Here is a 22,927-nt window from a genome sequence, read left to right on the forward strand (position 1 = left end):
CCACCGAGGCCGACCCGATCGGCTACCCCGCCTGCTGCGACCCCCTTCGCAGCGCACGATCCGCGGCCCGGACCGGCCGGGGATCACCGCCACACCCTCGTCGTCGGGGGCGCCCACGGCGTCGTGACCACCCCCGGTGGAGCACGCCCAGGGACCGGCCGGGGTGTCCCGAACGCCGTCCTGGGGTCATCGCCCGCGGTCATCGCGCCGTGGAACAGCCCCGGCCCCGCGGACCGCGCTCACCACCCGTCTGCCCGACGTCCGCCACGCGCTCCGGTGCCCCGCCGCAGAGGCGTCCTCGACAAGGCACGCCTCGTCGGAAAGGGCCTTCCTGGCCCGTCCCGCTCATCGCGCGGGTCGCGCGCGACCTCGCACCGCTGAAACGCCTGCCTTCCCGACTCCGGGCCGCACTCCGCTCAGCCGTCGTCCCGCGAACGGGCGGCCAGCGGGACGCAGCGCCCGACCGCCCGCCCACCGGTCACCGGTCGCCGGTCGCCGGTCGCCGGGAATCAGGCGTTGCCCCAGGTCAGCGGCCCCTCCCCCGCGGCGAGCTACCCCCGCATGCGCGGGGACGACCCTCCCGGCCCTTGTCCGGCGGTGCGGCAGTGGGCTCGGCGCCGACCCCCGCCGGGACCGCAGGCGCGGCCTGCTCCTCGTCCTTGACCGGGTCGATGCGGTCAGGGCGGTCCAGCGGGCTGTCGAGACCTTCCTCGTCCACGACCGAAGTGTGCACGTTGAGGGCGTCGGCGTACTGGGCGGTGATGCGCTCCCACACCGCCGGCGAAGGCCCCGGCCGACGCTCCCCGGCCATCCCGCCGGGGAGGGCCGAGGCGTCGATCAGGGCGTGCCGCGCCTCGGCCGGTGTGAGCCCCGCGGCCCTCATCAGCGCCACGCACTGACTGGTGACCTCGGTGAGGGTGGGCCGGTCCTCCGGAGCATGCGCGAGCATCGCGGTGACCAGCGGGGCGAGCGCCCCGGGCAGCCCGGAGAGGTCCGGCGCCTGGGTCTCGTCGGTCACCTTGGCCACGATCGCCGGCCAGCCGTTGCCCTCGTACGGGTAGTGGCCGGTCGCCGCGTACAGCAGGACCATGCCCAAGCCGTACACGTCGGCCGGCGCCTTCACCCGGGAGCGGCCGAACGCCTGCTCCGGCGGCATGCAGCGCACCGTGCCGACGATCACGCCTTCCTGGGTGAGCGTGTCCTTGCCCGCGTCCATGAACGCCCCGAGCCCGAAGTCGATCAGGATCGGGCCGTACTCGCCGAGCATGACATTCTGCGGCTTGAGGTCGCGGTGCAGCAGGTCGACGGCGTGCACCGCCTCCAGGCCCTCGGCGAGCAGCGCGCCGAGGCTGGCCACCAGAGGCACCGGCAGGGTCCCGGCGTTCTCCACCTGCTCCAGGACGGTACGGCCGGGCACGTACTCCACGGCCATCCACGGCGGTCGGCATACGGATCGGCGTCGAGGAAGCGTGCCACCCGGTTGGTCCCTACTGACCTGAGTCGGAGATTCGTCGTTGGTTGGGTATGAGTCGTCCGGGTCCGAAGATTCCGCCGCTGTCGGTGACTGATGCCCAACGAGCCGCGCTGGAGGGCTGGGTCCGTCGTCGCACGACGGCCCAGGCTCTGGCCTTGCGGTCGCGGATCGTGCTGGAGTGCGCCGAGGGGTACTCGATCATGGAGGTGTCCCGCCGGCTGAGGGTCAGTCCGGACACGGTCCGCACCTGGCGGCGCCGCTTCCTCGAACGAGGCCTGGACGGCCTGTGTGACGATCCGCGTCCGGGCGTCCCGCGCAAGATCACTGACGCGGATGTCGAGCGGGTCATCGTCAAGACGCTTGAGGAGAAGCCGAAGAACGCCACCCATTGGTCGACCAGATCGATGGCGGCCGCCACCGGGATGTCGCAGTCGACGATCTCGCGGATCTGGCGGGCGTTCGCCCTGGCCCCGCACCGCTCACAGACCTTCAAGCTGTCCACCGACCCGCTGTTCGTCGACAAGGTCCGCGACGTCGTCGGCCTCTACCTCGACCCGCCGGAGAAGGCCCTGGTCCTCTGCGTGGACGAGAAGTCCCAGATCCAGGCCCTGGACCGCTCCCAGCCGGTCCTGCCGATGATGCCCGGGGTCCCTGAACGCCGCAGCCACGACTACGTCCGAGCGGGCACGACCACCCTGTTCGCCGCCCTGGAACTGGCGACCGGAAAAGTCATCGGCTCGCTCCACCGCCGCCACCGGGCCGTCGAGTTCAAGAAGTTCCTGGCCGAGCTCGACAGGGAAGTCCCCGCCGGCCTGCAGGTCCACCTGATCCTCGACAACTACGCGACGCACAAGACGCCCGAGATCAAGAAGTGGCTGCTGGCCCACCCGCGCTTCCACCTGCACTTCACACCTACCAGCGCGTCGTGGCTGAACCTGGTCGAGCGGTGGTTCGCCGAACTCACACAGAAGAAGCTCAAGCGCGGCGTCCACCGCTCCGTCCAGGCTCTCGAACGCGATATCCGGGCCTGGCTGGCCGACTGGAACGACCAACCCAGGCCCTTCATCTGGACCAAAACGGCCGACGAAATCCTCGACAAAGTCGCCGCCTACTGCCACCGAATCTCTGACTCAGGTCACTACGACCTTCCGGGCAATCAGTGCCTCTTTCTCGAAGCGCGCTCTGGTCGCCTGGTCGAGCCTGTCGTTCCTGATCACCTTCACCGCGACCGGGTCACCACCGGGTGAGTAGGCCAGATAGACCTGCCCCATGCCCCCGCACCCAGCTCGCGCTCGACCGTGTACCGGCCGATCTGCGCGGGCACCTCAGTCATCTCCCCCGCGTCACCCTCTCGTGCTGGCCTGTCCGGGCACGTCACACTTTCGCCGGAGGTTCACCCTATCGCTGCGGTTGGAGTGCCGTCAGGGGTTCCCCTCGCTTGACATGCGCGAATGCGAGGACCTCGGCCACGATGGCCGTATCCGGGCCAATGCTCCACGTACGCAGTCCCGCATTGCCAGGCGAAAAGGGGGATCCACCAGTGAGGATGCCGAGGTCATCGCGCTCACTGTGGCAGAAGCGCGGCGACTCCTGGCAGCTCGCGCGCCTCGAGATCCCCGCGCCCGCACCCGCGCGCTGAGTTGGTCGCGGTGGCGCCGACGACGCCAGGCGGTGGCCCGCCGCTGCCACTATCGCCGTCGTGGGTACTCCTTCAAGGGGCCTGCGGGCAGAAGCCGTCCGCGACAGCATCCTGCCCGCTACACTCCCACCGCTCGATGTTTCCCCACGTCAAGCCACGAAGTACTGCTGGAGTACTAGCCAAGCGCGGCCCGCTCTCGGCCGTCGACAGCAAGGTTCCAGCGCAGCTTCGCCGCCACCCAGTCGGTGGGATAGGTGCAGCGAGCCTCGGCCAGCGGCGGGGACCAGTCGGTTGGATCCTTGCCTCCCCTGCACCGGTTCGTGCGCGCGGTCACTGCGAAGGACCGTTCGTCGGGTCCGTCCCCGCGCGACATGGATGAACGAACCCCCGTCGCTCGTCAAGGACGGCTCACTCCGAGACTGCTCCGCGTGAGTGGGAGGCGAAACTGCGGGTCCGAGCAGGACGGCCACGGCACCAGGCCCCGCCGGATCAGCCACCCGTACGCGCCGGTGATCCGGGGCTCGCCGTCGATCTCCGACCGCCGGTCGGTGAGCGGTCGGCCAGCGGCCGCGGCGCGCCACCCTGCTGCGCCAACAGGGCCTCCAGGCGGGCCAGCTCCGTCTTCGCGGCGGCTTCCACCTGGTCCTGTTGCCAGCCGGACAGCCGCTCCCACCCTTCCGACCCAAGGGTCAGGGAGTCGGCTCGGAGCAGGCAGGGCTCCGCAGTGCGGGCCTATCGGCGGTTGTCGTCGATGAGTTCGAGGTAGCGGGTGTAGTAGGTGTCGGATTTCTCTCGGTTTCGGATCAGGGTGCCCTCCTCCACGCGGTAGGTGCGGTCCGGGTCGCCCTTGAATGAGAGCCAGTTGAAGGAGGTGGTCACCCAGGCGTCGTCGAAGAGGAGGATCTTGGCGTGGTTGCTCTTGAGGCGTGCCACGCGCAGCTTCTCGGGGTATCGCGCAGCGAGGTTGGTGAGCCTTCTGATGGCGTTCGGGTCGGTCCTGTTCTCGCTGTCGTCGTAGCCGTAGGCGATGTCGACCTTCACACCCCGCTGCAGTCGGCGTTCCAGTTTACCTACGAACGCCGTGGTGACGATCGCGCCGGTGATCCACGGCGAGATGATCAGGATGCGTTTCCGGGCGCTGGTGAGGGCTTCGTCGAGGAGCTCGGGGTGCTCGAAGACACCGATTGCGCGGATCTCCTCTGCCTGCGGCTTTTGGGCTTCCGGCTCTGAGGGGAGGGGTGCCGGGGAGTTGAGCTGGACGGCGGCCTGCTCTGCGCGTTTCTGGGTGACCTCCTGCAGGGGGATCCGGGCCTTTTCGAGGTCGGGCTCCAGCAGGGGGCGCTCAGGCTCGGGCTCTACGTTGATGCCGAGGCCCTTGGCGCCGCCGAAGCCGATCAGTTCGATCTCGTGGCGGTCGCTCAGTTCGCCGTCGATGACGACACCGAGCTCGATGTCGACGCGTTCAGCGTCCGCGTAGACGAGGAGCTTGACCGGCAGGACGTGACGGGTCCGGGTCTGGACGATGCTTTTGATCTGCAGGACTTCGCGGGTGGTTGTGCCGTTCTCCTGAAGGAGGGTGGTGATCTCCTCGGCGGTCACCTCGCCGTCCTCGACGGGACCGGACCGCGCGGCAGGCAGCATGATCATGCCGGCTTCGGTGGCCACGTCCCGGGCGATGGTGCTGCGGCGGCTGTAGGGGGAGGCCCGCCATAGCATCTGGTCAAAGACGAGGGACTGGCTGACCCGGACCGGGACGATGGCAGCCGCCTTCGTCGCGGTGAAGCGGCCCTTCTCGGTCAGGCGCAGCAGCGGAACGGGCGCTGTGCCGGGCACGGGAGCGGTCCAGCGCAGGTCGTCGGAGCCGAAGAGGACCGCCAGGGTCTGGTTGACCATGGCGACGTCCAGGCCGAGGAACCCGGCGATGGATTCCGGTGTCCTCTCCCCTTGGTCGACGAGCCGCAGGACGTACTCCTCCAGCAGGGGGAGGTCCTTGCTGTCCTGGGCGAGGACCTCGGCGGTGATGCGGGCGACGGGCAGGGCCGCGTCGACGATACCGACGAGGTCGAAGCCGGTGCGGGCATTTCCGAAGCGGACGGCCAGCAGGCTGTCCTCACTGAACGTTGGCATCGCGGATCTCGCAGTCTTCCGGGTGGCTGCTCATGTAGTCGAGGACGTTGCGCAGGGCGCCGGGTTTGCTGCGGCAGAAGCCGGCGTCTCCTACGATGATCAGCCCGAACCGGGCGCGGGAGAGAGCGACGTTGATGCGCCGCCAGTAGGGCTGCCCCAGGAACCCGAACTGGCCGTCGGAGTTGCTGCGGGTCACGCAGAAGACCGCGAGGTCGCACTCGCGGCCCTGCACGGCATCGACGGAGAGCACTTCGGGCGTGAAGTGCCTCAGCTTCTTCTTGGCCAGCTGCTTCTTGAGCGTCTCGACCTGACGGCCGTAGGGCGCGATGACCAGAACCTCCAGAGGCTTGCCGCCGGGCGGCTGGATCGCTCCCTTCCCGATCGCGTAGTCGATGATCTCCAGACGTTTCTCCGCGATCTGCGCCTCAAGCCGGTTGGAGACGCTGGTCTCGATGCCGGACCGCTCCGTCTCACGCCGCCCCGGATGAAAGCTGGTGTCCATCCAGAGCACAGGCCGGTTGATGCCCTTGTACCCCGGCAGCTCGTGCGGATTGGGAGAGAGTAGCTCGTTGTCGTAGAAGCAGCTGCTGATCATGTTGCCGATGGCAGGCGTCATCCTGTACTGCTCGCGCAGCAGGTGCTTGACCGGCGGCTGTGTATTGTCCGCCAGGTGCTGGAACAGCGTCGTCTGCACGATCTCCGGGGTCAGCTGGTGGTCTTCCATGGCCTTGCCGTTGCGCAGCAGGTCCTCGTCGATCGGCGGGAGCTGCCTGGTGTCCCCCACCAGCACCCACCGCTTCGCGCGGGCCAGCGGGACCAGCGCCTCAGTCGCGGTCGCTTTCGACGCCTCGTCAAAGATGCACAGGTCGAAGTCCAGGGCACGTGCTGCCGGATGCCCCAAGAAGCCCAGGGCCGTGCCGCCCACCACGTTCCGGGTCCGCAGGAAACTGGCGATCAGGTGCGGGTCGCTGCCGATCCGCTTGAGCCATTCGCCCTGCAGGCGCAGCAGCCGCATGAGGTCCTGTCCGGGGCCCGCTGCCGGAAACAGGGCCTCGACGGCGTCCCGGCACTCCCGCGCGGTCATGGCCTCGCGCAGGGTGAGGTCACCGTCCAGGGCGCTCTGGATCTCGGCGACCAGGGCCGCGCGCTGTTCGAGGAGTGTCTCTAGGCGGGCGCCGACGGTGACCGCTTCCTCTCCCAGTTCCCGCGCGGAGGTGGTGCGGTCGGGCAGAGGCTGAGCGGTCAGTTCCGCGAGCCGGGCCTCGACGTGCGCGAGGTCGGTGGCGACAGCGGCCGCCTCCTCCAGCAGGAGTGCCGCCTTCAGGTGCCGTGCCTCCAGCTTCTGCCGGGTCGCAACCGCTTCCAGGTGCCTCTCCGCCCGGGCCCGAACGCTCTGCGTCCACCTCTTGACCTGCCGGTCCAGCAGCAGCGATTGCGCGGCGGGATCGATGCGCGGATCGTCGGGGCGGCCCAGGCGCACCAGGCCGTCGATACCCGCCTCCTCCAGTCGGCGCAGCGCGTTGTCGATGGCGATGTGGGTCTGGCTGACGATGAGGATCCGTGCGTCCGGCTTGCGGCTGAGGGTCTGCTCGACGATCTCCGCAATCACCGTGGTCTTGCCGGTGCCGGGCGGGCCCTCGACCAGCACCAGGTCCTGCGTCCCCAGCGCGCGCACGACGACATCCCGTTTACTCTGGTCGAGGTCGGCGCGGACCCAGGAGGTGACCTCGGCCGAAGGCAGGACCGGCATCCCCTGCGGATTCTCGATGATCTTGCCCAGATGAGGGTTGCTGCTCTGCTGGGCGGCGACCGTGGACAGCGCGTCGCGCTGCCGGTTGATGGCGCTCTGGCTGGGGCCGAGGAAGGGCAGCAGATAACCGCGGCGCGGCAGCGTCGTCTTGGCACGGGTCATCCGGAGCTGGACGGTGTCCTCGGTCCGACCGGTGACGACACCCCGGTCGATGGGCCGGCTGTAGGGGTACTCCACGACCGACCACTCGTCACCGATCTCCACCACCGTTTCGGTGGCGCCCAGGCGGAAGGACCGCGTGTACGAGGTGCCCTCCGTCCTGTCGTAGGCGACGGGCTGCCGCCCGTTCGCTGCGATCTCCTCGCGGGCGTCCAGGACGTGCCGCCAGCCGTCGAAAAGGTCCCCGAGGTTCTGCCGCCGGTCCTCGTGGCCCTTCTCCTCGCGGGCCTCCACATGCGTTTCGAGGCCCGCCAGCAGCACGTTCAGCCCGCGGTTGGCCGGGTCCTCGCCGGGATCGTAGAAGGTCCAGCTCAGAATCGGATCAAGCTTGAGCGCAGACTCCCGGCGTTTCGCCAGCCACTCCTCCGGCCGCTCTTCCGCGGACACGATGACGCACCGGTCGGAGTTGTGGTCGTCGCCGACCATGCGCAGGAACAGCTTCCGGCCGAAGACCCGAACCGTCTCGGTGTCGACCTCTTTCGTGGCCGGGTTCCAGCCGTAGTCGACGTGCACCGTGCCCGAGATGTCGGACATCACCTCCGACTTGGCACGTGCTATGACCTGGTCGAGGCTCAGTTCCTCTCCCTCCGGCACGGTGACGAGCTTCTCTGCGGCGCTCTTGGTCATCTTCAGCCACACCGAGTTGCGCTGCCGCGCGTCCCGGTTGCCGCACCGTCGCTCCGCCTCCAGCAGCTGGTGCTCCAGCACGATGGCGTTGGCCGGCCTCTTCTGCGGTTCGAGGTCGATGCAGGACTTCAGAATCGCGCGGACATCGGTGTCCATCTCCAGCTCGTCCAGCGCGGACAGCAGTCCGGGGTAGTCGCGGGCCTTGCTGTTGGACAGGACCTGGATGGCCAGGACGGCGTACGCGTAGACGTCCCTGACCCAGCCGACGCTGCTCTTCTCCAACGGCTTGTACAGGCTGGAACCGTAGTCAGCGACCGTGTGGTCCGTCGCGGGCGCCGCTGCCGTCTCCACGACCTTGGCGATCCCGAAGTCGGCGAGCTTGACCGTGCCGTCACTGGTCAGGAGGACGTTTCCGGGCTTGATGTCCCGGTGCTCCACCCGCTGCTCGTGAGCGTAGGCGAGAGCAGATGCCAACGGCCGCCCGATCCGGGCGAAGTAGGCCGGCCAGTCCAGCGGCCGGCCCCCGTTCATCTCATCCTTCAGACTCCTGTCGACCCACTCCAGAACGATGAAGTACTGCTCCAGCCTCTCGTCCCAGCCCGAGTCCAGCATCCGCACGATGTTCGGATGAGTCAGCGCCCGCAACGATGCGGTCTCGCGGTCGAGGAAAATCCGCGTACTTTCCTCGTCGTCGCGCCGCTTGAGCAGTTTCACTGCCGCGTACGCGCCCTCCGAGCTCAGGACATCCACTGCCTTACGCACCTCGGACATACCGCCCTGGCGCTTCTCCGCCTGCGGCAGCAGATGAAACCGCCCGTTGATCATGCCGGTCACACGCGGCTCCTCACCCAGCAACTGCCCTTCACCTTCAAGCCCTTGACCATCCTCTCAGTAGATCATCGCCTCCGAGTCGGCTTCGTCTCCAAACGGCAAGCAAACGAACCATCAGGGATGAGCCAACACCACCCGCCACCGCGTGCGGCACGGCATCGCTCCGCCGTGCAGTGGCCGACATCCCAGAGCACACGCGAACAGCACCCACAGGTTCCTCACGGACCAGCGAGATCCTAGAAAAGACCACATCGCACGACATGCCACGACCGAGCGCAGAAGCGCACCGATGTGAGGGGGCTACGGGGTACTCACCAGCCCCTCGCCTCCCTGGCACGCTTGCGCTTCGACACCGCCCTCATCGGCTGCTGCGGACTGAGTGCGGCCGACGTGACTGCCTTCGAGGAGCAGCCAGGAGAGGAGGCAGAGTGAACGGCTGCCGCAACATCGTGGGCTGAGAAAACCGGCCCAAGACCTGCAGAAGGTCCTCCCGGACGTCGCCGACGACGGCACGGCCGTGCGCGACAGCCACCGTCGGCACCATCAGCACCCGGACCGGCGCACCACCTCCGCGCGATGGGAGGTGTTCCGCCGATCACCGTCCGGGCCATTCCCGGACCAAATTGGCGGCCACCACCTACAGCACTATCGTTTCCGCAGGTCAAAGCAGGCGCCCTGCGTGTACCACCAGCAAACGAAGAACCTGCTGGGAGCGCTCCACCACGACACCCCTCCAAGGAGCAGCGCCAAGAGCGCTCACCCCCTACGGCCGCTCACACCTTGTCGAATTCCCACAAACCGACAGGCCGAGTACCGAGTTCCCGCACCGGAGCGTGACTCAGTCACCCGCCAGGTCAGCATCCGTGCGGTGGCCACCCAAGCCGCGATGACCACTGCACCGTCGCGAAGGTACGACACGAACCTCCGCCGACACCTGATGACTCGTCAGTAGAGTTAGCAATGGGTTAGCAAGAGTCCTGCCACAGCCGCCCACAGACGGACACACCGTGGGATTGCCTGGCCCCGCACAGGGGGCCTGCAGCACGTCCAGCCGCCCTCCCGCACGCGATGGAGGGACGGGAGGCAACGCACGACGGCGAGCCGCCCGTCCGTCACCGACCAATCAGCCGTTTCCGCAGGTCAACGCACCCTTCCGCGCGGCTTCAGTGGCACCGGCGGGAGCTCGGGGGCCGGCAGCGGAGCCCCGTCGTACCCCTTGACCTCCCCGAAGCGCGTCCCCTCCATCCAGTCCCGGCGGGCCTGCTCGATCTCGTCCTGCGACCGGCCGATCCAGTTCCAGAACATGATCAGCTCTTCTTCGAAGGGCTCGCCGCCGAGCAGCATCAGGCCCGCGTCGGACTCGGCGCGCAGGGGGAGTTCGTCGCGGCCGCAGCCGAGGTAGAGCATCGAGCCCGGCAGGACCGGGACACCGTCGACGTGGACCTCGCCGGACATGGACAGGACCGCGTACTCGAAGTCCGGCTCCAGCGGGAGACGTACGTCCGCGCCGCCGCTCAGCGCCAGGTCGGCGCCGATGATCGGCGTGTACGTGGTGCCCGGCGAGGCCGCACCGTCCAGCTCGCCGAGGAGCAGGGTGGCCGTCAGCCCCGGCGCCGTCACCTGGGGCAGCTCGGAGTGGAACTCGAAGTGCGGGTCGGTGTGGCGGTGCCCGTCCGGCAGGGCGACCCAGAGCTGGGCGCCGTGCAGGTAGCGGGCGTGCGAGCGCGGGCTCTCCTCCGAGTGGCTGATCGCCCGGCCGGAGGTCATCAGGCCGAGCTGGCGCGGGCGGATCGTCTGGAGACTGCCGGTGGAGTCCCGGTGCAGGACCTCGCCCTGGTGCAGCCAGCTCACCGTCTGCAGGCCCATGTGCGGGTGGGGCGGCACCTGCATGCCGGGCTCGTCGGCGATGTCGTCCGGGCCGTAGTGATCGACGAAACACCAGGCGCCGACCATGCGCCGGCCCAGGTTGGGCAGGAGGCGCCGGACCTCGGTGGACTCGCCGAGCTGGACGTGACGGGGGCTGAGGAGTTCCCGTACGGGCTCCGCCACCACGAAGCCGCGGCCGCCGCACAGGGCGGGGACCGCCTCGCGATCGAGATTGCTCATGGCGCCGACCCTAGCCCCGGTGCGGCCCCCGCGTCAGTTCCACCGGGCGCCGCCGTTTCCCCGTTCCCCTCCCCCACCGCCCACCGTCGCGTCCGGGGCGCCTGCCCGTGGGCCGGCGCGCCCCGGCCGCCACAGGCACCTCGGGCACCCAAGCGCCTCGCGCAGCCCTCGGGCACCTCGCACACCACAGCGGTCTCGGGCGTCTCGGGCCCCACCAAGGTGGTGGAATATTCAACCACCTGGGGCGGTTGCCGCTCTTACCCGAAGGAGGTCACGAGTGGACACGACGTACTACGAGCACGGAACGCCCGCCGAGCGCTGGGAGCGCGCCCGGCAGTTCTTCGAGGCCGCGGACTACGCCGCCGCCGCGCGGGTCCTCGGCGGGCTCGTCGACGAGGTGCCCGGCGAGACCGGGCCGCGGCTGCTGCTGGCCCGCTCCTACTACCACTCGGCCCAGTTGCGGCGCGCCGAGGCCGAGCTGCGCGTCATCGTGGAACGCGATCCGGTCGAGCACTACGCCCGGCTGATGCTGGGCCGCACCCTCGAACGGCAGGGGCGTCAGGAGGAGGCGGAGACGCACCTGCGGATCGCCGCCGCGCTCACCGGGGACTTCCCCGAGAACGCCCCGGCGCGCGCCTGATCGAGCGCCGGGCGCACGCCCGGGGCACGCCTGGCCGCACGCCCGGGGCACGGCGCGTGGGGGACGTCCGCACCGGCCGTCCGGTTCCGGCCGCCCGCCGGGCGGACGCGCCGGCACCCCCCGCGGGCCGTGCCATGCTGAGGCGCATGGGAACCCCGAATGATCACGCGTCCCTCGCCGAACGGGTCGAGGCGCTGGTCGGCGCCGGTGGGCCGGTGCCGATCGTCGCGGCCGGCGATCCGGTGCTGCGCCGTCCCGCCGAACCGTACGACGGCCAGTTGGGGCCCGCGCTGCTCGCCCGGTTCGTCGAGGCGCTGCGGCTCACCATGCACGCGGCACCGGGCGTGGGCCTGGCCGCGCCGCAGGTGGGCGTGGGGCTGAGGATCGCGGTGATCGAGGACCCGGCGACGGTCCCGGAGGAGGTGCGCACGGCCCGCGCGCGCGTGCCGGTGCCCTTCCGGGTGCTGGTCAACCCCGTGTACGCACCGGTCGGCGGCGACCGGGCCGCGTTCTACGAGGGCTGTCTGAGCGTGCCGGGCTGGCAGGCCGTCGTGGCGCGGCCGGTGTCGGTGCGGCTGACCGGGCTGGACGAGCGCGGGCGCCCGCTGGACGAGGTGGTCACCGGCTGGCCAGCGCGGATCGTGCAGCACGAGACGGACCACCTGGACGGCACGCTGTACGTGGACCGGGCGGAGCCGCGCTCGCTCGCGTCGCACCAGGCGGTGGCCGAGCGCTGGGCCCAGCCGACAGCGGAGCGGGCCGCCGCGGCCCTCGGCTTCAACCTGCCCTGAGCCCCCGTCCTGCCCCTCGGCGCGCCCGGCCTGCCGTTCCGCGCGCCCGCCGGACCTCCCCGAGCACCCGCCGGGATCACCTCCGCTCCCGGCCCCGGCTCCCCTGGGCCCCCGCCCAGCCGCTCCGGGTCCGCCCCGGGGCGGCCCCGGGACCACCGTCTCCCCGCCCCCGCTGTCGGCCCCTCTGTCGGCCCTCACCCTGCGGGGCGGGGCGTTCACGTGTCGCGGTAGGTCTCCAGCAGCCGCAGCCAGACCTCGCTGATCGTCGGGTAGGACGGGACCGCGTGCCAGAGGCGGTCGACGGGGACCCGGCCGGCGACGGCGATCGTGGCGGAGTGGATCAGCTCCCCGACGCCCGGTCCGACGAAGGTCACCCCGCGGACGATCTCGTCCTCCAGGTCGACGACCATGCGGGCCCGGCCCGTGTAGCCGTCGCGGTACAGGCTCGCGCCGGCCACCGTGGACAGGTCCACGTCGACGGCGCGGACCCGGTGCCCGGCCTGCTCGGCCTCGGCGAGGGAGAGGCCGACGGCCGCCGCCTCCGGGTCGGTGAAGACCACCTGCGGCACGGCCTCGTGGTCGGCGGTCGCGGCGTGCGCGCCCCACGGCTCTGACTCCAGGGGGGAGTCCCCGGCGGCGCGGGCGGCGATGGCGGCGCCCGCGATCCGCGCCTGGTACTTGCCCTGGTGGGTGAGGAGGGCGCGGTGGTTGACGTCTCCGACGGCGTAGAGCCAGTCGTGGCCGTCGACCAGGAGGCTGTCGTCGACGGGGAGCCAGGAGCCCGGTTCCAGGCCGACGGTCTCCAGGCCGATGTCGTCGGTGCGCGGGGCCCGGCCGGTGGCGAACAGGATCTCGTCGGCCTCGATCCGGTCGCCCGCGTCGGTGACGGCGACGACGGTGCCTCCCTCGCGGGTGACGGACTCGACCGAGGTGCCGGTGCGGATCTCGGCGCCGGCCTCGGTGAGGGCCGCGGCGACCAGTTCGCCGGCGAACGGCTCCATGCGGGCGAGGAGCCCCTTGCCCCGCACCAGGAGCGTCACCCGGGCGCCGAGGGCCTGCCAGGCGGTGGCCATCTCGACGGCGACGACCCCGCCGCCGACCACGATCAGCCTGCCGGGCGCGGCACGGGCGCTGGTGGCCTCGCGGCTGGTCCAGGGGCGTACGGCGTCGAGTCCGGGCAGACCGGGCAGGGCGGCGCGGCTGCCGGTGCAGACGGCCACCGCGTGCCGGGCGGTGAGGGTGAGGACCCCGCCGTCGGGCCCGGTGACCTCCACGGCGCGGGGGCCGGCGAGCCGCCCCCGCCCCCGGTACAGGTCGGCGCCGATGCCCTCGACCCACGCGACCTGGCCGTCGTCCTTCCAGTGCGAGGTGAACTCGTCGCGGTGGGCGAGGACCGCGGCGGTGTCGAGGGGGCCGCGGACCGCCTGGGCCAGGCCGGCCGTGTGGCGGGCGTCGTCGTGGGTGATGACGGGGCGCAGCAGGGCCTTGCTGGGCATGCAGGCCCAGTAGGAGCACTCGCCGCCGACCAGTTCGCTCTCCACGATCGCGGTGGAGAGTCCGGCCGCGCGGGTGCGGTCGGCGACGTTCTCGCCCACGGGGCCCGCGCCGATCACGACGACGTCGTACGCGTTGGATTCCGTCTGCGTCATGGGGCCAGTGTGGGGGGTGGTGTGCGGCCCGGCCACATGGGTACGTGCGCGGAATAGCCACCGGTTCGGCCGTGTTGTGCCGACGGCCTCCGCCGACGGCGGGACCGACCACAGGAAGAGGGATGACGTCATGAGCAGCACCGTGGAGCTGACCAAGGAGAACTTCGACCAGACGGTCACGGACAACGAGTTCGTCCTGATCGACTTCTGGGCGTCCTGGTGCGGCCCGTGCCGTCAGTTCGCCCCGGTCTACGAGAAGGCCGCCGAGAACAACCCGGACCTGGTGTTCGGCAAGGTGGACACCGAGGCGCAGCCGGAGCTGGCGGCGGCCTTCGGCATCCAGTCGATTCCGACGCTGATGATCGTCCGGGACCAGGTGGCCGTGTTCGCACAGCCCGGCGCGCTGCCCGAGGAGGCGCTGACCGACGTGATCGGGCAGGCCCGGCGGCTGGACATGGACGAGGTGCGCAAGTCGGTGGCCGAGCAGCAGGCCCAGGCCGGGCAGGCGGGCACCGACGGGCAGGCGGGCTAGCGACGCTCTTCGGAACGCTCGTACGGGCCGGGTGAGGCGGCGGGAGACACCGCCCCCACCCGGCCCGTACGACGTCCGGGCGCCGCCCCGCCGGACCAGCCGACGTCGTGGCGCCCACCCTGTCCTGCCCGCCGACATCGTGGCGCTGCCCACCCGCCCGCCGACGTCGTGGGGCCGTCCGCCGCCGGTGCCCGGCGTGCGCCACGCGGCGTACGGCACCGGCGCGGCCCCGTTCGCCGGGTCAGCTCGACTCGCGGTGCACCACCCGGGCGCCCAGCACGGTGTGCCGCTCGGGCGGGGCGGCGGGGTCGCGGACCGCGCGGTCGACCAGGGCGGCGAGGTCGCGGCCGGAGGGCAGTTCCAGGTGGACGGTGCTCAGGCGGGGCCGCAGCAGGCGGCCGAGCATCAGGTCGTCCGCGCCGAGCAGGGCGACGTCCTCGGGGACGCGCAGGCCGGCGTCCTGGAGGGCGCGCATGAGCAGCATGGCGTACTCGTCGTTGTAGGCGAAGACCGCGTCGGGGCCGAGCGGGCCCCATTCGGCGGCGAGCCGGGCTGCGGCGCCCTCGGTGTAGGCGAGGGGCAGTTCGGTGACGGTGGCGGTGGTGCCGGCGACGGCGCGGCGGACACCGGCGAGGCGCGGCGTGGCGAAGACCTCGTGGCCCGCTTCGGCGGGGACGACGACGCCGATGCGGCGGCGGCCGCGGTCGTACAGGTGGCGGCCGGCGCGGTGGCCGACGGCCTCGTGGTCGGTGATCAGGGCGTGGGCGCCCGGGACGGTCTCCGGGCCGAGGGTGAGGACGGCGCGGGCGCCGGAGCGTCTGAGCAGGTCGACGGCGTCGGGGCGCAGCCCGGAGCCGGGCACCAGGACGGCGACCGGGCGGAGTTCGGCCCAGGCACGGGCGGCGTCGTCGCCGTGGGGGCCGCGGGTGCCGTGGCGGGGGCCGGTGCCGTGCTGGACGACGGTGTAGCCGAGCCGGCCGAGGGCCCACTGGAGTTCGTCGAGGAAGCGGTGGTAGAGGGGGCCGGCCGGGTAGGAGGGGGCGGTCACCAGGACCATGCGGCTGTGTCCGGAGCGCAGGGCGCGGGCGGCGGCGTGGGGGACGTAGCCCAGTTCTCTGGCGGCCTGCCGGACGCGGCGGCGGGTGGGTTCGCTGATCCGGACGGTGCCGCTGCCGTTGAGGACGTAGGAGACGGTCGCGCGGGAGACGCCGGCCCGGCGGGCCACGTCGGTGCTCGTGGGGACGGTGAGGGGCGCCGGAGGCGCGGGGTCGGGTGTTCTCGGAATCTGCACCATGACGTACGGCATCTTGGCAGAGCCCGGTGAGCCGGCGGCCGGGTGGGCGAACTCGGCCTCCTGCGGGGGGGGTTCACTCCTCCGGTGCGGTGCGCGGAGGCGGTCGGCGGGGCCGGTGCGCGGGGGGCCGCTCAGCGGGGCGGCAGGAGGGAGCCGTCCTGCTCGGAGCACCCGGGCCGCTCCTCGCGGCCCTCGGCGGGCGCGGGGGCCGGGGTCTCCTCCTCGTGCGGGGCGCGGGTCACCCGGGCGACGAGATCCAGCCAGCCCGCCTCCAGCCGCTCCAGGGGCATGCCGCACTGCGCGGTGAGGTGGTGGACGAGGGCCGGGTCGAGGTGGGCCATCAACGTGTGGGAGAGGATCTCCGCGTCGGCGTCCGGGGCGGCCTCGCGCAGCAGCAGGACGAGGTGACCGCGCAGGAAGCGGCGGGGCGGGGAGGTGTAGCGGCGCTCGGGGACCGGCTCGGCGGCGAGCTGGAGGGCGAGTTCGTCCATGCAGCGGCGGAGCGAGGCGCGGCCGAAGGCCCGCAGCCGCGCCCCGGCCGGCGCCCCGGGGCCGAGCGGGGGCGGGCCGGCGAGGAGCGCGGCCTGGAACTTCTTCTCGGAGTGGTCGAGGAGCGCCGACAGCAGGCCGGTGCGGTCGCCGAAGCGGCGGAAGACGGTGCCCTTGCCCACCGAGGCCGCCGTGGCCACGGCCTCCATGGTGAGGCCGGCCGCGCCGTGCTCGGCCACCAGCCTGGCGGCTGCCTCCAGCAGGCGGGCGCGGTTGCGCGCGGCGTCGGCGCGCAGGCAGGGCTCGTCCTCCGCGGCCAGGGCGCCGAGCCGCAGCAGCTCGGCCTCGGGGTGGTCGGCGTCCCGGGGCTCGGAGGAGGGCGACAGGGCGGCGGACATGAAGCCAGCGTAAAGCATCGGGAAGAAACTGGACCCTGGTCCGTTTAAGATGCTAGAACATTAAACGGACCTCGGTCCGGATCATTGACGCCCTGTTACAGCGGTTCCCTGGGAGTGACTCATGTCTGTCCGCATCCTCGCGCTCGTCGGCAGCCTTCGCGCCGGTTCGCACAACCGTCAGCTCGCGGAGGCCGCCGTCGGGCTCGCCCCCGAGGGCGCGGAGGTCCAGGTGTACGAGGGCCTCGCCGACATCCCCTTCTACAACGAGGACCTCGACGTCGAGGGCCGGGTGCCGGCCGCCGCGGCCCGCCTGCGCGAGACCGCCGGCTCCTCCGACGCCTTCCTGCTGTTCTCGCCCGAGTACAACGGCACGATTCCGGCCGTCCTGAAGAACGCCATCGACTGGCTGTCGCGCCCCTTCGGCGCCGGCGCCTTCGGCGGCAAGCCCGTCGCCGTGATCGGCACCGCCTTCGGCCAGTACGGCGGCGTGTGGGCGCAGGACGAGACCCGCAAGTCGGTGGGCATCGCCGGCGGCAAGGTCCTGGAGGACGTCAAGCTCTCCATCCCCGGTTCGGTGACCCGCTTCGCCGAGACCCACCCGGCCGACGACGCCGAGGTCGCGGGGCAGCTCTCCGAGGTGATCGCCCGCCTGCACGGCCACGCCGCCGAGGCCGTCGCCGCCTGACCGGCACCCCGACGCCCCGTACCGGACGGGACCGCGGCGCACCGCCCGCGGTCCCGTCCGGCGGATACGGGGACGCTCTCACCGGCACCGCTCCGAGTCCCGCCCCTTCGGCTCCCCTCCCCGGGCGGGGACGCTCCTGCGCGCGGCCGGGCCCGCCGGCGAGACCCGCGGGACAGCCGGGGTTCGCGGCCGGCGCGGGGGCGGCGTGGACGGACGGGGCTCCCGGGCCGCACCCTGTCGGTGGTGTGACGGCGGGTCACGCCCCGCGCGGCGGCCCTGCGCCGCGCGCGTCCGACGCACGAGGAGCCGCCATGCACAGCACGACCGGTGCCGCCTGCCCGCACTGCGGGTGGCCCGACGGCGCCGAGCCCTTCCGGAGGGTGTCGGCCCACACCACGGCGGCGGGCAGCACGGTGTGGACCCGGTGCGCCTGCGGTTCCCTCCAGGTGCGCGTGGTCGACGACCACGGCAGCCGGGTCGTCTCCCGCAGCGGGCCCTCCCCGGCCCACCGGGGCCCGGCCGGACCGTGAGCCCCGGCCGCCCGCCACCGGTGCCCGGCCGGCACCGGCACCGGCACTGGCCGGAGGGCGGACGCCCGACCGGGCCGGGGCGGCGTTGACAGGGCGGGGCCGGGGCCGTAGAACTGCGCGGACCAAGGCCCGTCCGGCCCGAGCCGCCGGGGGCGTCCGGCTCGGCGGCAGGAGACATCGGCGTGCAGCGGCTTCCCCTCTCCGGGGTCACGGTGGTCAGCCTGGAGCAGGCGGTGGCCGCGCCCTACGCCACCCGGCAGCTCGCCGACCTCGGCGCCCGTGTGATCAAGGTGGAGCGGCCGGGCGAGGGCGACTTCGCCCGCCGCTACGACACCACCGTGCACGGTCACTCCAGCTATTTCGTCTGGCTGAACCGGTCCAAGGAGTCCCTGACCCTCGACCTGAAGGACCCCCGCGGCCGGGAGGTCCTGCACCGGCTCCTCGACGACGCCGACGTCTTCGTCCAGAACCTCGCGCCCGGCGCCGCCGCCCGGCTCGGCCTCGACCCCGCCTCCGTCACCGCGGACCGCCCCCGGCTGATCCCGTGCACCGTCTCCGGATACGGCACGAGCGGGCCGTGGGCCGACCGCAAGGCGTACGACCTCCTGGTGCAGTGCCAGACCGGGCTGGTCTCGCTGACGGGCACCCCGGAGCACACCGCCCGCACCGGCATCTCCGTCGCCGACATCGCCGCCGGGATGTACGCCTACAGCGGCGTCCTCACCGCCCTCTACACCCGCGCGACCACGGGCACCGCCCCTCCCGTCGAGGTCTCCCTCTTCGAGGCCCTGGCCGAGTGGATGGGCCAGCCCGCCTACTACACCGAGCACGGCGGCACGCAGCCCCCGCGCCTGGGCACCCGGCACGCCACCATCGCGCCGTACGGCACCTACCGGGCGGCCGACGGCGTCGAAGTGCTGCTCTCCGTGCAGAACGAACGCGAATGGGCCGCCCTGTGCGCCGACTTCCTCGGCCGGCCGGAGCTGACCGGCGACCCCCGCTTCGCCACCGGCGCCGACCGGGTCGCCCACCGCGACGAGGTGGACGCCGTCATCGCCGCGCGGATCGCCCGCTCCGACAGCGGGGACGTCCTCGACGCGCTGCGGCGCGTGGGCGTGGCCTCGGCCGGGGTCAACGACGTCGCCGCCTTCCTCGGCCATCCCGTCCTGGCCGGGCGCGACCGCTGGCGTCCGGTCGGCGTGCCGGGCGGCGCCACGGTCCGGGCGCTGCTGCCGCCGGCCGACCTCGCGGGGATGCCGGCCCGGATGGACCCCGTACCGGCGGTCGGCGAGCACACGGAGGCGATCCTCACCGGGCTCGGCCACTCCGCCGCCGAGATCGCCGCGCTGCGGGCGGACGGCGTCGTCTGAGGACGGCGCGGGGCCCGCCGCTCAGGGGGCCGGCGAGGGGGTCCCGCGTTCGCGGCGCAGGCGGCGCAGGACGACCAGCAGGTCCGCCGCGGCGAGCAGGGCGAGCGCCGCGCAGACGATGGCGAAGACGACGAGGGCCCCGCGGCTCGGGGTGTCGCCGGAGCCGGAGTCCGCGGCCCACACCGCGAAGTAGGCGGTGCCCGCCACGAAGAGCGGCAGGAAGACGCCGGACAGCAGCAGGCGCAGGCCGAGCGGGCTCTGCGCGGTGACCGGCTCGGTGCCGGTGCGCGGGAAGCGGCGGCCGATCACGCCGGAGCGGGCGCGGGGGACCGGGTCCGTGGCGCCGTGGGGGCGTCGGTCGCTCATGGTTCCTCCGTCAGTGGTCGGGGGCGGCCCGGCTGATGTCCGCCAGCGCCGAGCCGGGGTCCTCCGCGACGGCGAGGTCGCCGAGGGAGACGACGCCGACCGGGACGCCGCCCCGCTCCACGACGGGGAGCCGGCGGACGGCGTGGCGCCGCATCAGGTCGGCCGCGTGGTCGGTGGTGTCCTCGGGGGCGAGGGTCACCACGGGCGGCGGCGTGCAGACCGCGCCCACCGTGGTGGTGCCGGGGTCGCGGCCCTCCGCGACGGCGCGCAGCACGATGTCCCGGTCGGTGAGCACACCGAACAGGTCGCAGTCGTAGGTGACCAGGAGGTCCCCGACGTCCTCCTCGCGCATCAGCAGGGCGGCCCGCGCCACCGTGGTCATGGGTTCGACGGCCGCTGCCGCCGGTGACATCACGTCCCGTATCCGCCGTGTCATGGGGGCCTCCGTGGATGCGCTGCCGTGGGACTCCGTGCGGGCCGCGTAGCCCGTACCCGGCCCGGTGAAACGCCCCGGCGCCGCTCAGCCGAGGTCGATCAGGGCGAGTCCGAGGTCGGGGCGGTGGGTCTTGGCGAGTTCGGCGGGGCTGTCCCGGACGATGACCTCCAGGGTCGGCCAGACCCGGCCGGAGAGCAGGTGGCCGCCGCGGGTGGTGCCGTCGGAGAGTCCGAGGACGGCGTGCAGGTGCGGGGCGGGGCCGCCGGGGCCGACGGCGACGTCCCCGATCAGGGACAGCACCTCGCACTGCGCCCCGACCGGCAGGGGGCGGTAGTCGTGCTCGGCGCGGTCGAACCAGCCGACGACCGCCTCCGAGAAGGCGCCCACGGCGGTCACCTGGGAGGCGCCGAGCGACCGGTCCCGCGCGAAGGCGGTGAGCCGGTCGACGGCCTCCTCGCCGGGGTCGAGCACCACGACGTACACGGCCGAGGGGCCGTCCTGCACCTGTCGCCACTTCATGCCGGCCGGGTACCCGGCGGGCACCACGGCAACCCGGGGACCGGGCCCCGCCGCCCCGGCCCCCGGCTCAGCCCGACGCCTGGTCGCTGTCCTTCAGGGTGCCCCAGCCGTGCCAGCGCTCGACCTCGACGAGGGCGCTGACCCGGCCCCGGTCGCGTACCGGGTAGGGCTTGCCGCCGTAGTGGACGGAGAGCCGGTCGATGTCCACGAGCCCGGTGTCGTCGCGGAGTTCGGCGACGCGGCCGATGAGGGTGACGTGGGTGTACCAGGAGTCCGCGTCGAGCACGGTGAGCGACATCCGGGGGTCGCGGCGCAGGTGCCCGAGGCGTACGCGGCCCTCGTCGAGGTTGACCAGGACCCGGCCGTCGTCCTCCCACAGGTACCAGGTGGGCGTGGAGACGGGGGCGCCGTCGGCGCGGACGGTGGCCATGACGCAGGGGTTGGGGCGGCGCAGCAGGGCGACGGCCTCGGGCGGAAGCGGCGGCCTGGACATGGTTTCCTCCGGGGGGTGGTGGGCCGGTGGGCCGGGGCGTTTCGTTTCTCCCGCTGCCCCGTGGCGGCACGAGTCATGCCGGGGCGCGGGCCGCGCCAAGACGCGGGCCGGGCCAAAGCGCGGGCCGGGCCAAAGCGCGGGCCGGGTTCAGCGGGAGGGTTCTCCGCCGAAGCTGGCGTAGTAGGAGGCGGCCATGTCCTGGTCGCCGTGGCCCTGCGCGGAGGCCCGTTCCAGCCGGCCGGCGCCGGCCTCGGCGACATCGAGGCGGATGCCGTGGCGCGTGCCGGCCTCGACGATGAGCCGGGCGTCCTTGGCCGCGGTGTCGACGGCGAACTGGGGCGGGGACAGGGCCCCGTCGCGGATCAGCTTGGCCTTGGCGTGCAGGTAGCCCATGTCGAGCGGTCCGCCGGAGATGGCGTCGAAGAAGCGGTCCGGGTCCACGTCCAGCGCCCCGGCGAGGGCGAGGACCTCGCCGAGCGCGTTGGTCGCCGCGATGAGCCAGCTGTTGGCGACGAGTTTGAGCCGGGTGGCGCTGCCGGCGGCGCCGTCCTCGCCGGTCCACACGGTGCGGGAGCCGATCGCGTCGAAGACGGGCGTGACCGCGTCACGGACGCCGCTGGGCCCGGCGGCGAGGACGAGGAGCCGGCCGGCCTCGGCGGGCGCCCTCGTGCCGAGCACGGGCGCGTCGAAGAAGACCAGGCCGTGGGCGCGCGCGAAGTCGGCCAGTGCGCCGATGGCGTCGATGCCGGCGGTGGCCGACTGCACCCAGGCGGCGCCGGACCGCAGTCCGGGCGCGGCCCTGCGCATGACGTCCAGGGCGGCCGGGCCGTCGTAGAGCATGGTCAGGACGGTGCCGGCGTCCCGGACGGCGTCCTCGGGGGTGTCGGCGATCCGGATGCCGTCGGCGGCGAGGGGTTCGGCCTTGGCCCGGCTGCGGTTCCACGCGGTCACAGGGTGTCCGGCGCGGGCGAGGTTGCGGGCCATGGCGGCGCCCATGATGCCGGTGCCCAGGACGGTCACGGTGGGTTTCTCGGTCATGAGGTCGGCTTTCTGCGCTCGCGCCGGCCGGGGTGGCGGGCTTCCGGTCCGGGGAGTCGCGGGTGGGGTCCGGTGGTCCTGGCTTGCATGCTGGCCGTTCGGGGCGGGCGGTGCCACTCGGGTGCCCCGCGTGCGGGTGCGGGTGTCCCCCGGCCCGCCGGAGGGGAGTCCTGATCACGCGAACGGCGGTGTCCCGTACGGTACGGCCGTGAGTGCCTTCATGCCTGAGACGTCAGACCCCTACGAGAACGTGCCCGGCCGCGACGGCCCGGCCGCCACCACCGAGGCCGACCCCCGCGAGGTGGGCCGGGTGCGCACCGAGTACTCCCCCGCGCACGACGGGGACCCCGATCCCGGCGAGATCGTCTGGACGTGGGTGCCGTTCGAGGAGAACGACGGCCGGGGCAAGGACCGGCCGGTGCTGGTCGTCGCCCGCGAGCCGGCCGGGACGGTGCTGGCCGTGCAGCTCTCCAGCAAGCGGCACGACGGCGACCGGGAGTGGGTGCCGATCGGCAGCGGCCCCTGGGACCGGTCGGGGCGCGATTCCTGGGTCGACGTGGACCGGGTGCTGCGGCTCCACGACGAGGGCATGCGGCGCGAGGCGTGCGCCCTGGACCGGATGCGGTTCGACCTGGTCCGCGACCGGCTGCGGCAGCGGTACGGCTGGAGCTGACGCCGGCCGCCGGCCGCGCGGGGACCGGGTCCGCCCGCCGCTCCCGCGCGGACCGGTCCGCCGTGCCCACGCGGGAAACCTGAGTGATCCTGGTGGGGCGGTGCCCCGGATTCCCCCCGGTCCCGGCCCGGCCGGGGCCGTCCGGAGCGCCGCGGGACCGTGGAGAGAACCGAGGCGAATCGCCCCGATACGCACCCTTGTGCCGAGCGGCACGAGGGTCTTGGCTGGGGTGAGCGCACCACCCCGGCCCG

Annotated in this window: 19 protein-coding genes and 2 pseudogenes; 9 read left to right on the top strand and 12 right to left on the bottom strand. The window is 72.8% G+C overall.

Annotated features, from left to right (window positions below; genetic code table 11):
- Positions 1-526: 526 nt before the first annotated feature.
- Positions 527-1,432, bottom strand: coding sequence for a serine/threonine-protein kinase (locus VM636_RS01665; protein WP_051821213.1), 906 nt, complete (start codon positions 1,430-1,432; stop codon positions 527-529).
- Positions 1,433-1,524: 92 nt separating this feature from the next.
- Between VM636_RS01665 and VM636_RS01670 the strand changes: the two are divergent.
- A pseudogene (locus VM636_RS01670) lies at positions 1,525-2,595 on the top strand (IS630 family transposase); the annotation flags it as partial.
- Between the two features lie 1,250 nt (positions 2,596-3,845).
- Here VM636_RS01670 and VM636_RS01675 read toward each other — a convergent pair.
- Positions 3,846-5,240, bottom strand: coding sequence for a phospholipase D-like domain-containing protein (locus tag VM636_RS01675; protein ID WP_053912804.1), 1,395 nt, complete (start codon positions 5,238-5,240; stop codon positions 3,846-3,848).
- Positions 5,224-8,661, bottom strand: a complete 3,438-nt coding sequence (locus VM636_RS01680; protein ID WP_234340371.1) for a serine/threonine-protein kinase — start codon at positions 8,659-8,661, stop codon at positions 5,224-5,226. Before VM636_RS01680 ends, VM636_RS01675 begins: the two co-directional genes overlap by 17 nt.
- 327 nt (positions 8,662-8,988) lie before the next feature.
- On the opposite strand from VM636_RS01680, the pseudogene VM636_RS01685 reads away from it, so the two are divergent.
- Positions 8,989-9,072 (top strand): annotated as a pseudogene (locus VM636_RS01685) (decarboxylase); the annotation flags it as partial.
- Between the two features lie 735 nt (positions 9,073-9,807).
- Here VM636_RS01685 and VM636_RS01690 read toward each other — a convergent pair.
- Entirely contained in the window at positions 9,808-10,773 is a 966-nt protein-coding gene (locus tag VM636_RS01690) for a pirin family protein (protein ID WP_053912805.1), read from the bottom strand.
- Between the two features lie 277 nt (positions 10,774-11,050).
- On the opposite strand from VM636_RS01690, the gene VM636_RS01695 reads away from it, so the two are divergent.
- Together VM636_RS01695 and VM636_RS01700 are read left to right on the top strand one after the other, a co-directional pair.
- On the top strand, positions 11,051-11,413 hold the full coding sequence (locus VM636_RS01695; RefSeq protein ID WP_053912806.1) for a tetratricopeptide repeat protein: 363 nt from the start codon (positions 11,051-11,053) through the stop codon (positions 11,411-11,413).
- 146 nt (positions 11,414-11,559) lie between these two features.
- Entirely contained in the window at positions 11,560-12,204 is a 645-nt protein-coding gene (locus VM636_RS01700; RefSeq protein ID WP_338482998.1) for a peptide deformylase, read from the top strand.
- A gap of 215 nt (positions 12,205-12,419) precedes the next feature.
- On the opposite strand, the gene VM636_RS01705 is transcribed toward VM636_RS01700, so the two are convergent.
- The gene (locus tag VM636_RS01705; RefSeq protein ID WP_030418885.1) at positions 12,420-13,853 is read right to left on the bottom strand and encodes an NAD(P)/FAD-dependent oxidoreductase; all 1,434 of its coding nucleotides are present in this window, start codon (positions 13,851-13,853) and stop codon (positions 12,420-12,422) included.
- A gap of 130 nt (positions 13,854-13,983) precedes the next feature.
- On the opposite strand from VM636_RS01705, the gene trxA reads away from it, so the two are divergent.
- Positions 13,984-14,385 carry a thioredoxin gene (gene trxA, locus VM636_RS01710; RefSeq protein WP_030418884.1) on the top strand — a complete coding sequence of 134 codons (402 nt, stop codon included), beginning with the start codon at positions 13,984-13,986 and terminating at the stop codon, positions 14,383-14,385.
- A 241-nt stretch (positions 14,386-14,626) separates the two neighbouring features.
- Here the strand turns inward: trxA and VM636_RS01715 are convergent, their stop codons facing one another.
- Together VM636_RS01715 and VM636_RS01720 are read right to left on the bottom strand one after the other, a co-directional pair.
- Positions 14,627-15,679, bottom strand: coding sequence for a LacI family DNA-binding transcriptional regulator (locus VM636_RS01715; protein WP_030418883.1), 1,053 nt, complete (start codon positions 15,677-15,679; stop codon positions 14,627-14,629).
- 131 nt (positions 15,680-15,810) lie between these two features.
- Positions 15,811-16,566, bottom strand: a complete 756-nt coding sequence (locus VM636_RS01720) for a TetR/AcrR family transcriptional regulator (protein WP_078855760.1) — start codon at positions 16,564-16,566, stop codon at positions 15,811-15,813.
- Positions 16,567-16,687: 121 nt separating this feature from the next.
- On the opposite strand from VM636_RS01720, the gene VM636_RS01725 reads away from it, so the two are divergent.
- From VM636_RS01725 to VM636_RS01735, 3 genes are all read left to right on the top strand, one after another.
- Positions 16,688-17,251: an NAD(P)H-dependent oxidoreductase gene (locus tag VM636_RS01725; protein ID WP_030418881.1), complete on the top strand. Its 564-nt coding sequence runs from the start codon at positions 16,688-16,690 to the stop codon at positions 17,249-17,251.
- A 311-nt stretch (positions 17,252-17,562) separates the two neighbouring features.
- A complete protein-coding gene (locus VM636_RS01730; protein WP_030418880.1) occupies positions 17,563-17,781 on the top strand; it encodes a hypothetical protein in 219 nt (72 codons plus the stop codon).
- Between the two features lie 176 nt (positions 17,782-17,957).
- Positions 17,958-19,151: a CaiB/BaiF CoA-transferase family protein gene (locus VM636_RS01735; RefSeq protein WP_030418879.1), complete on the top strand. Its 1,194-nt coding sequence runs from the start codon at positions 17,958-17,960 to the stop codon at positions 19,149-19,151.
- A gap of 21 nt (positions 19,152-19,172) precedes the next feature.
- On the opposite strand, the gene VM636_RS01740 is transcribed toward VM636_RS01735, so the two are convergent.
- The 5 genes from VM636_RS01740 to VM636_RS01760 form a co-directional block, all read right to left on the bottom strand.
- On the bottom strand, positions 19,173-19,517 hold the full coding sequence (locus VM636_RS01740) for a DUF6343 family protein (RefSeq protein WP_030418878.1): 345 nt from the start codon (positions 19,515-19,517) through the stop codon (positions 19,173-19,175).
- A 10-nt stretch (positions 19,518-19,527) separates the two neighbouring features.
- Entirely contained in the window at positions 19,528-19,953 is a 426-nt protein-coding gene (locus VM636_RS01745) for a CBS domain-containing protein (RefSeq protein ID WP_030418877.1), read from the bottom strand.
- Positions 19,954-20,037: 84 nt separating this feature from the next.
- Positions 20,038-20,472, bottom strand: coding sequence for a PPC domain-containing DNA-binding protein (locus VM636_RS01750; protein WP_030418876.1), 435 nt, complete (start codon positions 20,470-20,472; stop codon positions 20,038-20,040).
- A gap of 67 nt (positions 20,473-20,539) precedes the next feature.
- Positions 20,540-20,965 (bottom strand): PPOX class F420-dependent oxidoreductase, encoded by a 426-nt coding sequence (locus tag VM636_RS01755; protein WP_053912809.1) that lies wholly within the window; start codon positions 20,963-20,965, stop codon positions 20,540-20,542.
- Between the two features lie 147 nt (positions 20,966-21,112).
- On the bottom strand, positions 21,113-22,003 hold the full coding sequence (locus tag VM636_RS01760; RefSeq protein WP_338482999.1) for an NAD(P)-dependent oxidoreductase: 891 nt from the start codon (positions 22,001-22,003) through the stop codon (positions 21,113-21,115).
- A 220-nt stretch (positions 22,004-22,223) separates the two neighbouring features.
- Here VM636_RS01760 and VM636_RS01765 point away from each other — a divergent pair, with 220 nt between their 5' ends.
- Positions 22,224-22,676: a type II toxin-antitoxin system PemK/MazF family toxin gene (locus tag VM636_RS01765; protein WP_030418873.1), complete on the top strand. Its 453-nt coding sequence runs from the start codon at positions 22,224-22,226 to the stop codon at positions 22,674-22,676.
- The last annotated feature ends 251 nt before the right edge of the window (positions 22,677-22,927 follow it).

The sequence above is a fragment of the Streptomyces sp. SCSIO 75703 genome, from assembly GCF_036607905.1.
GTDB lineage: Bacteria > Actinomycetota > Actinomycetes > Streptomycetales > Streptomycetaceae > Streptomyces.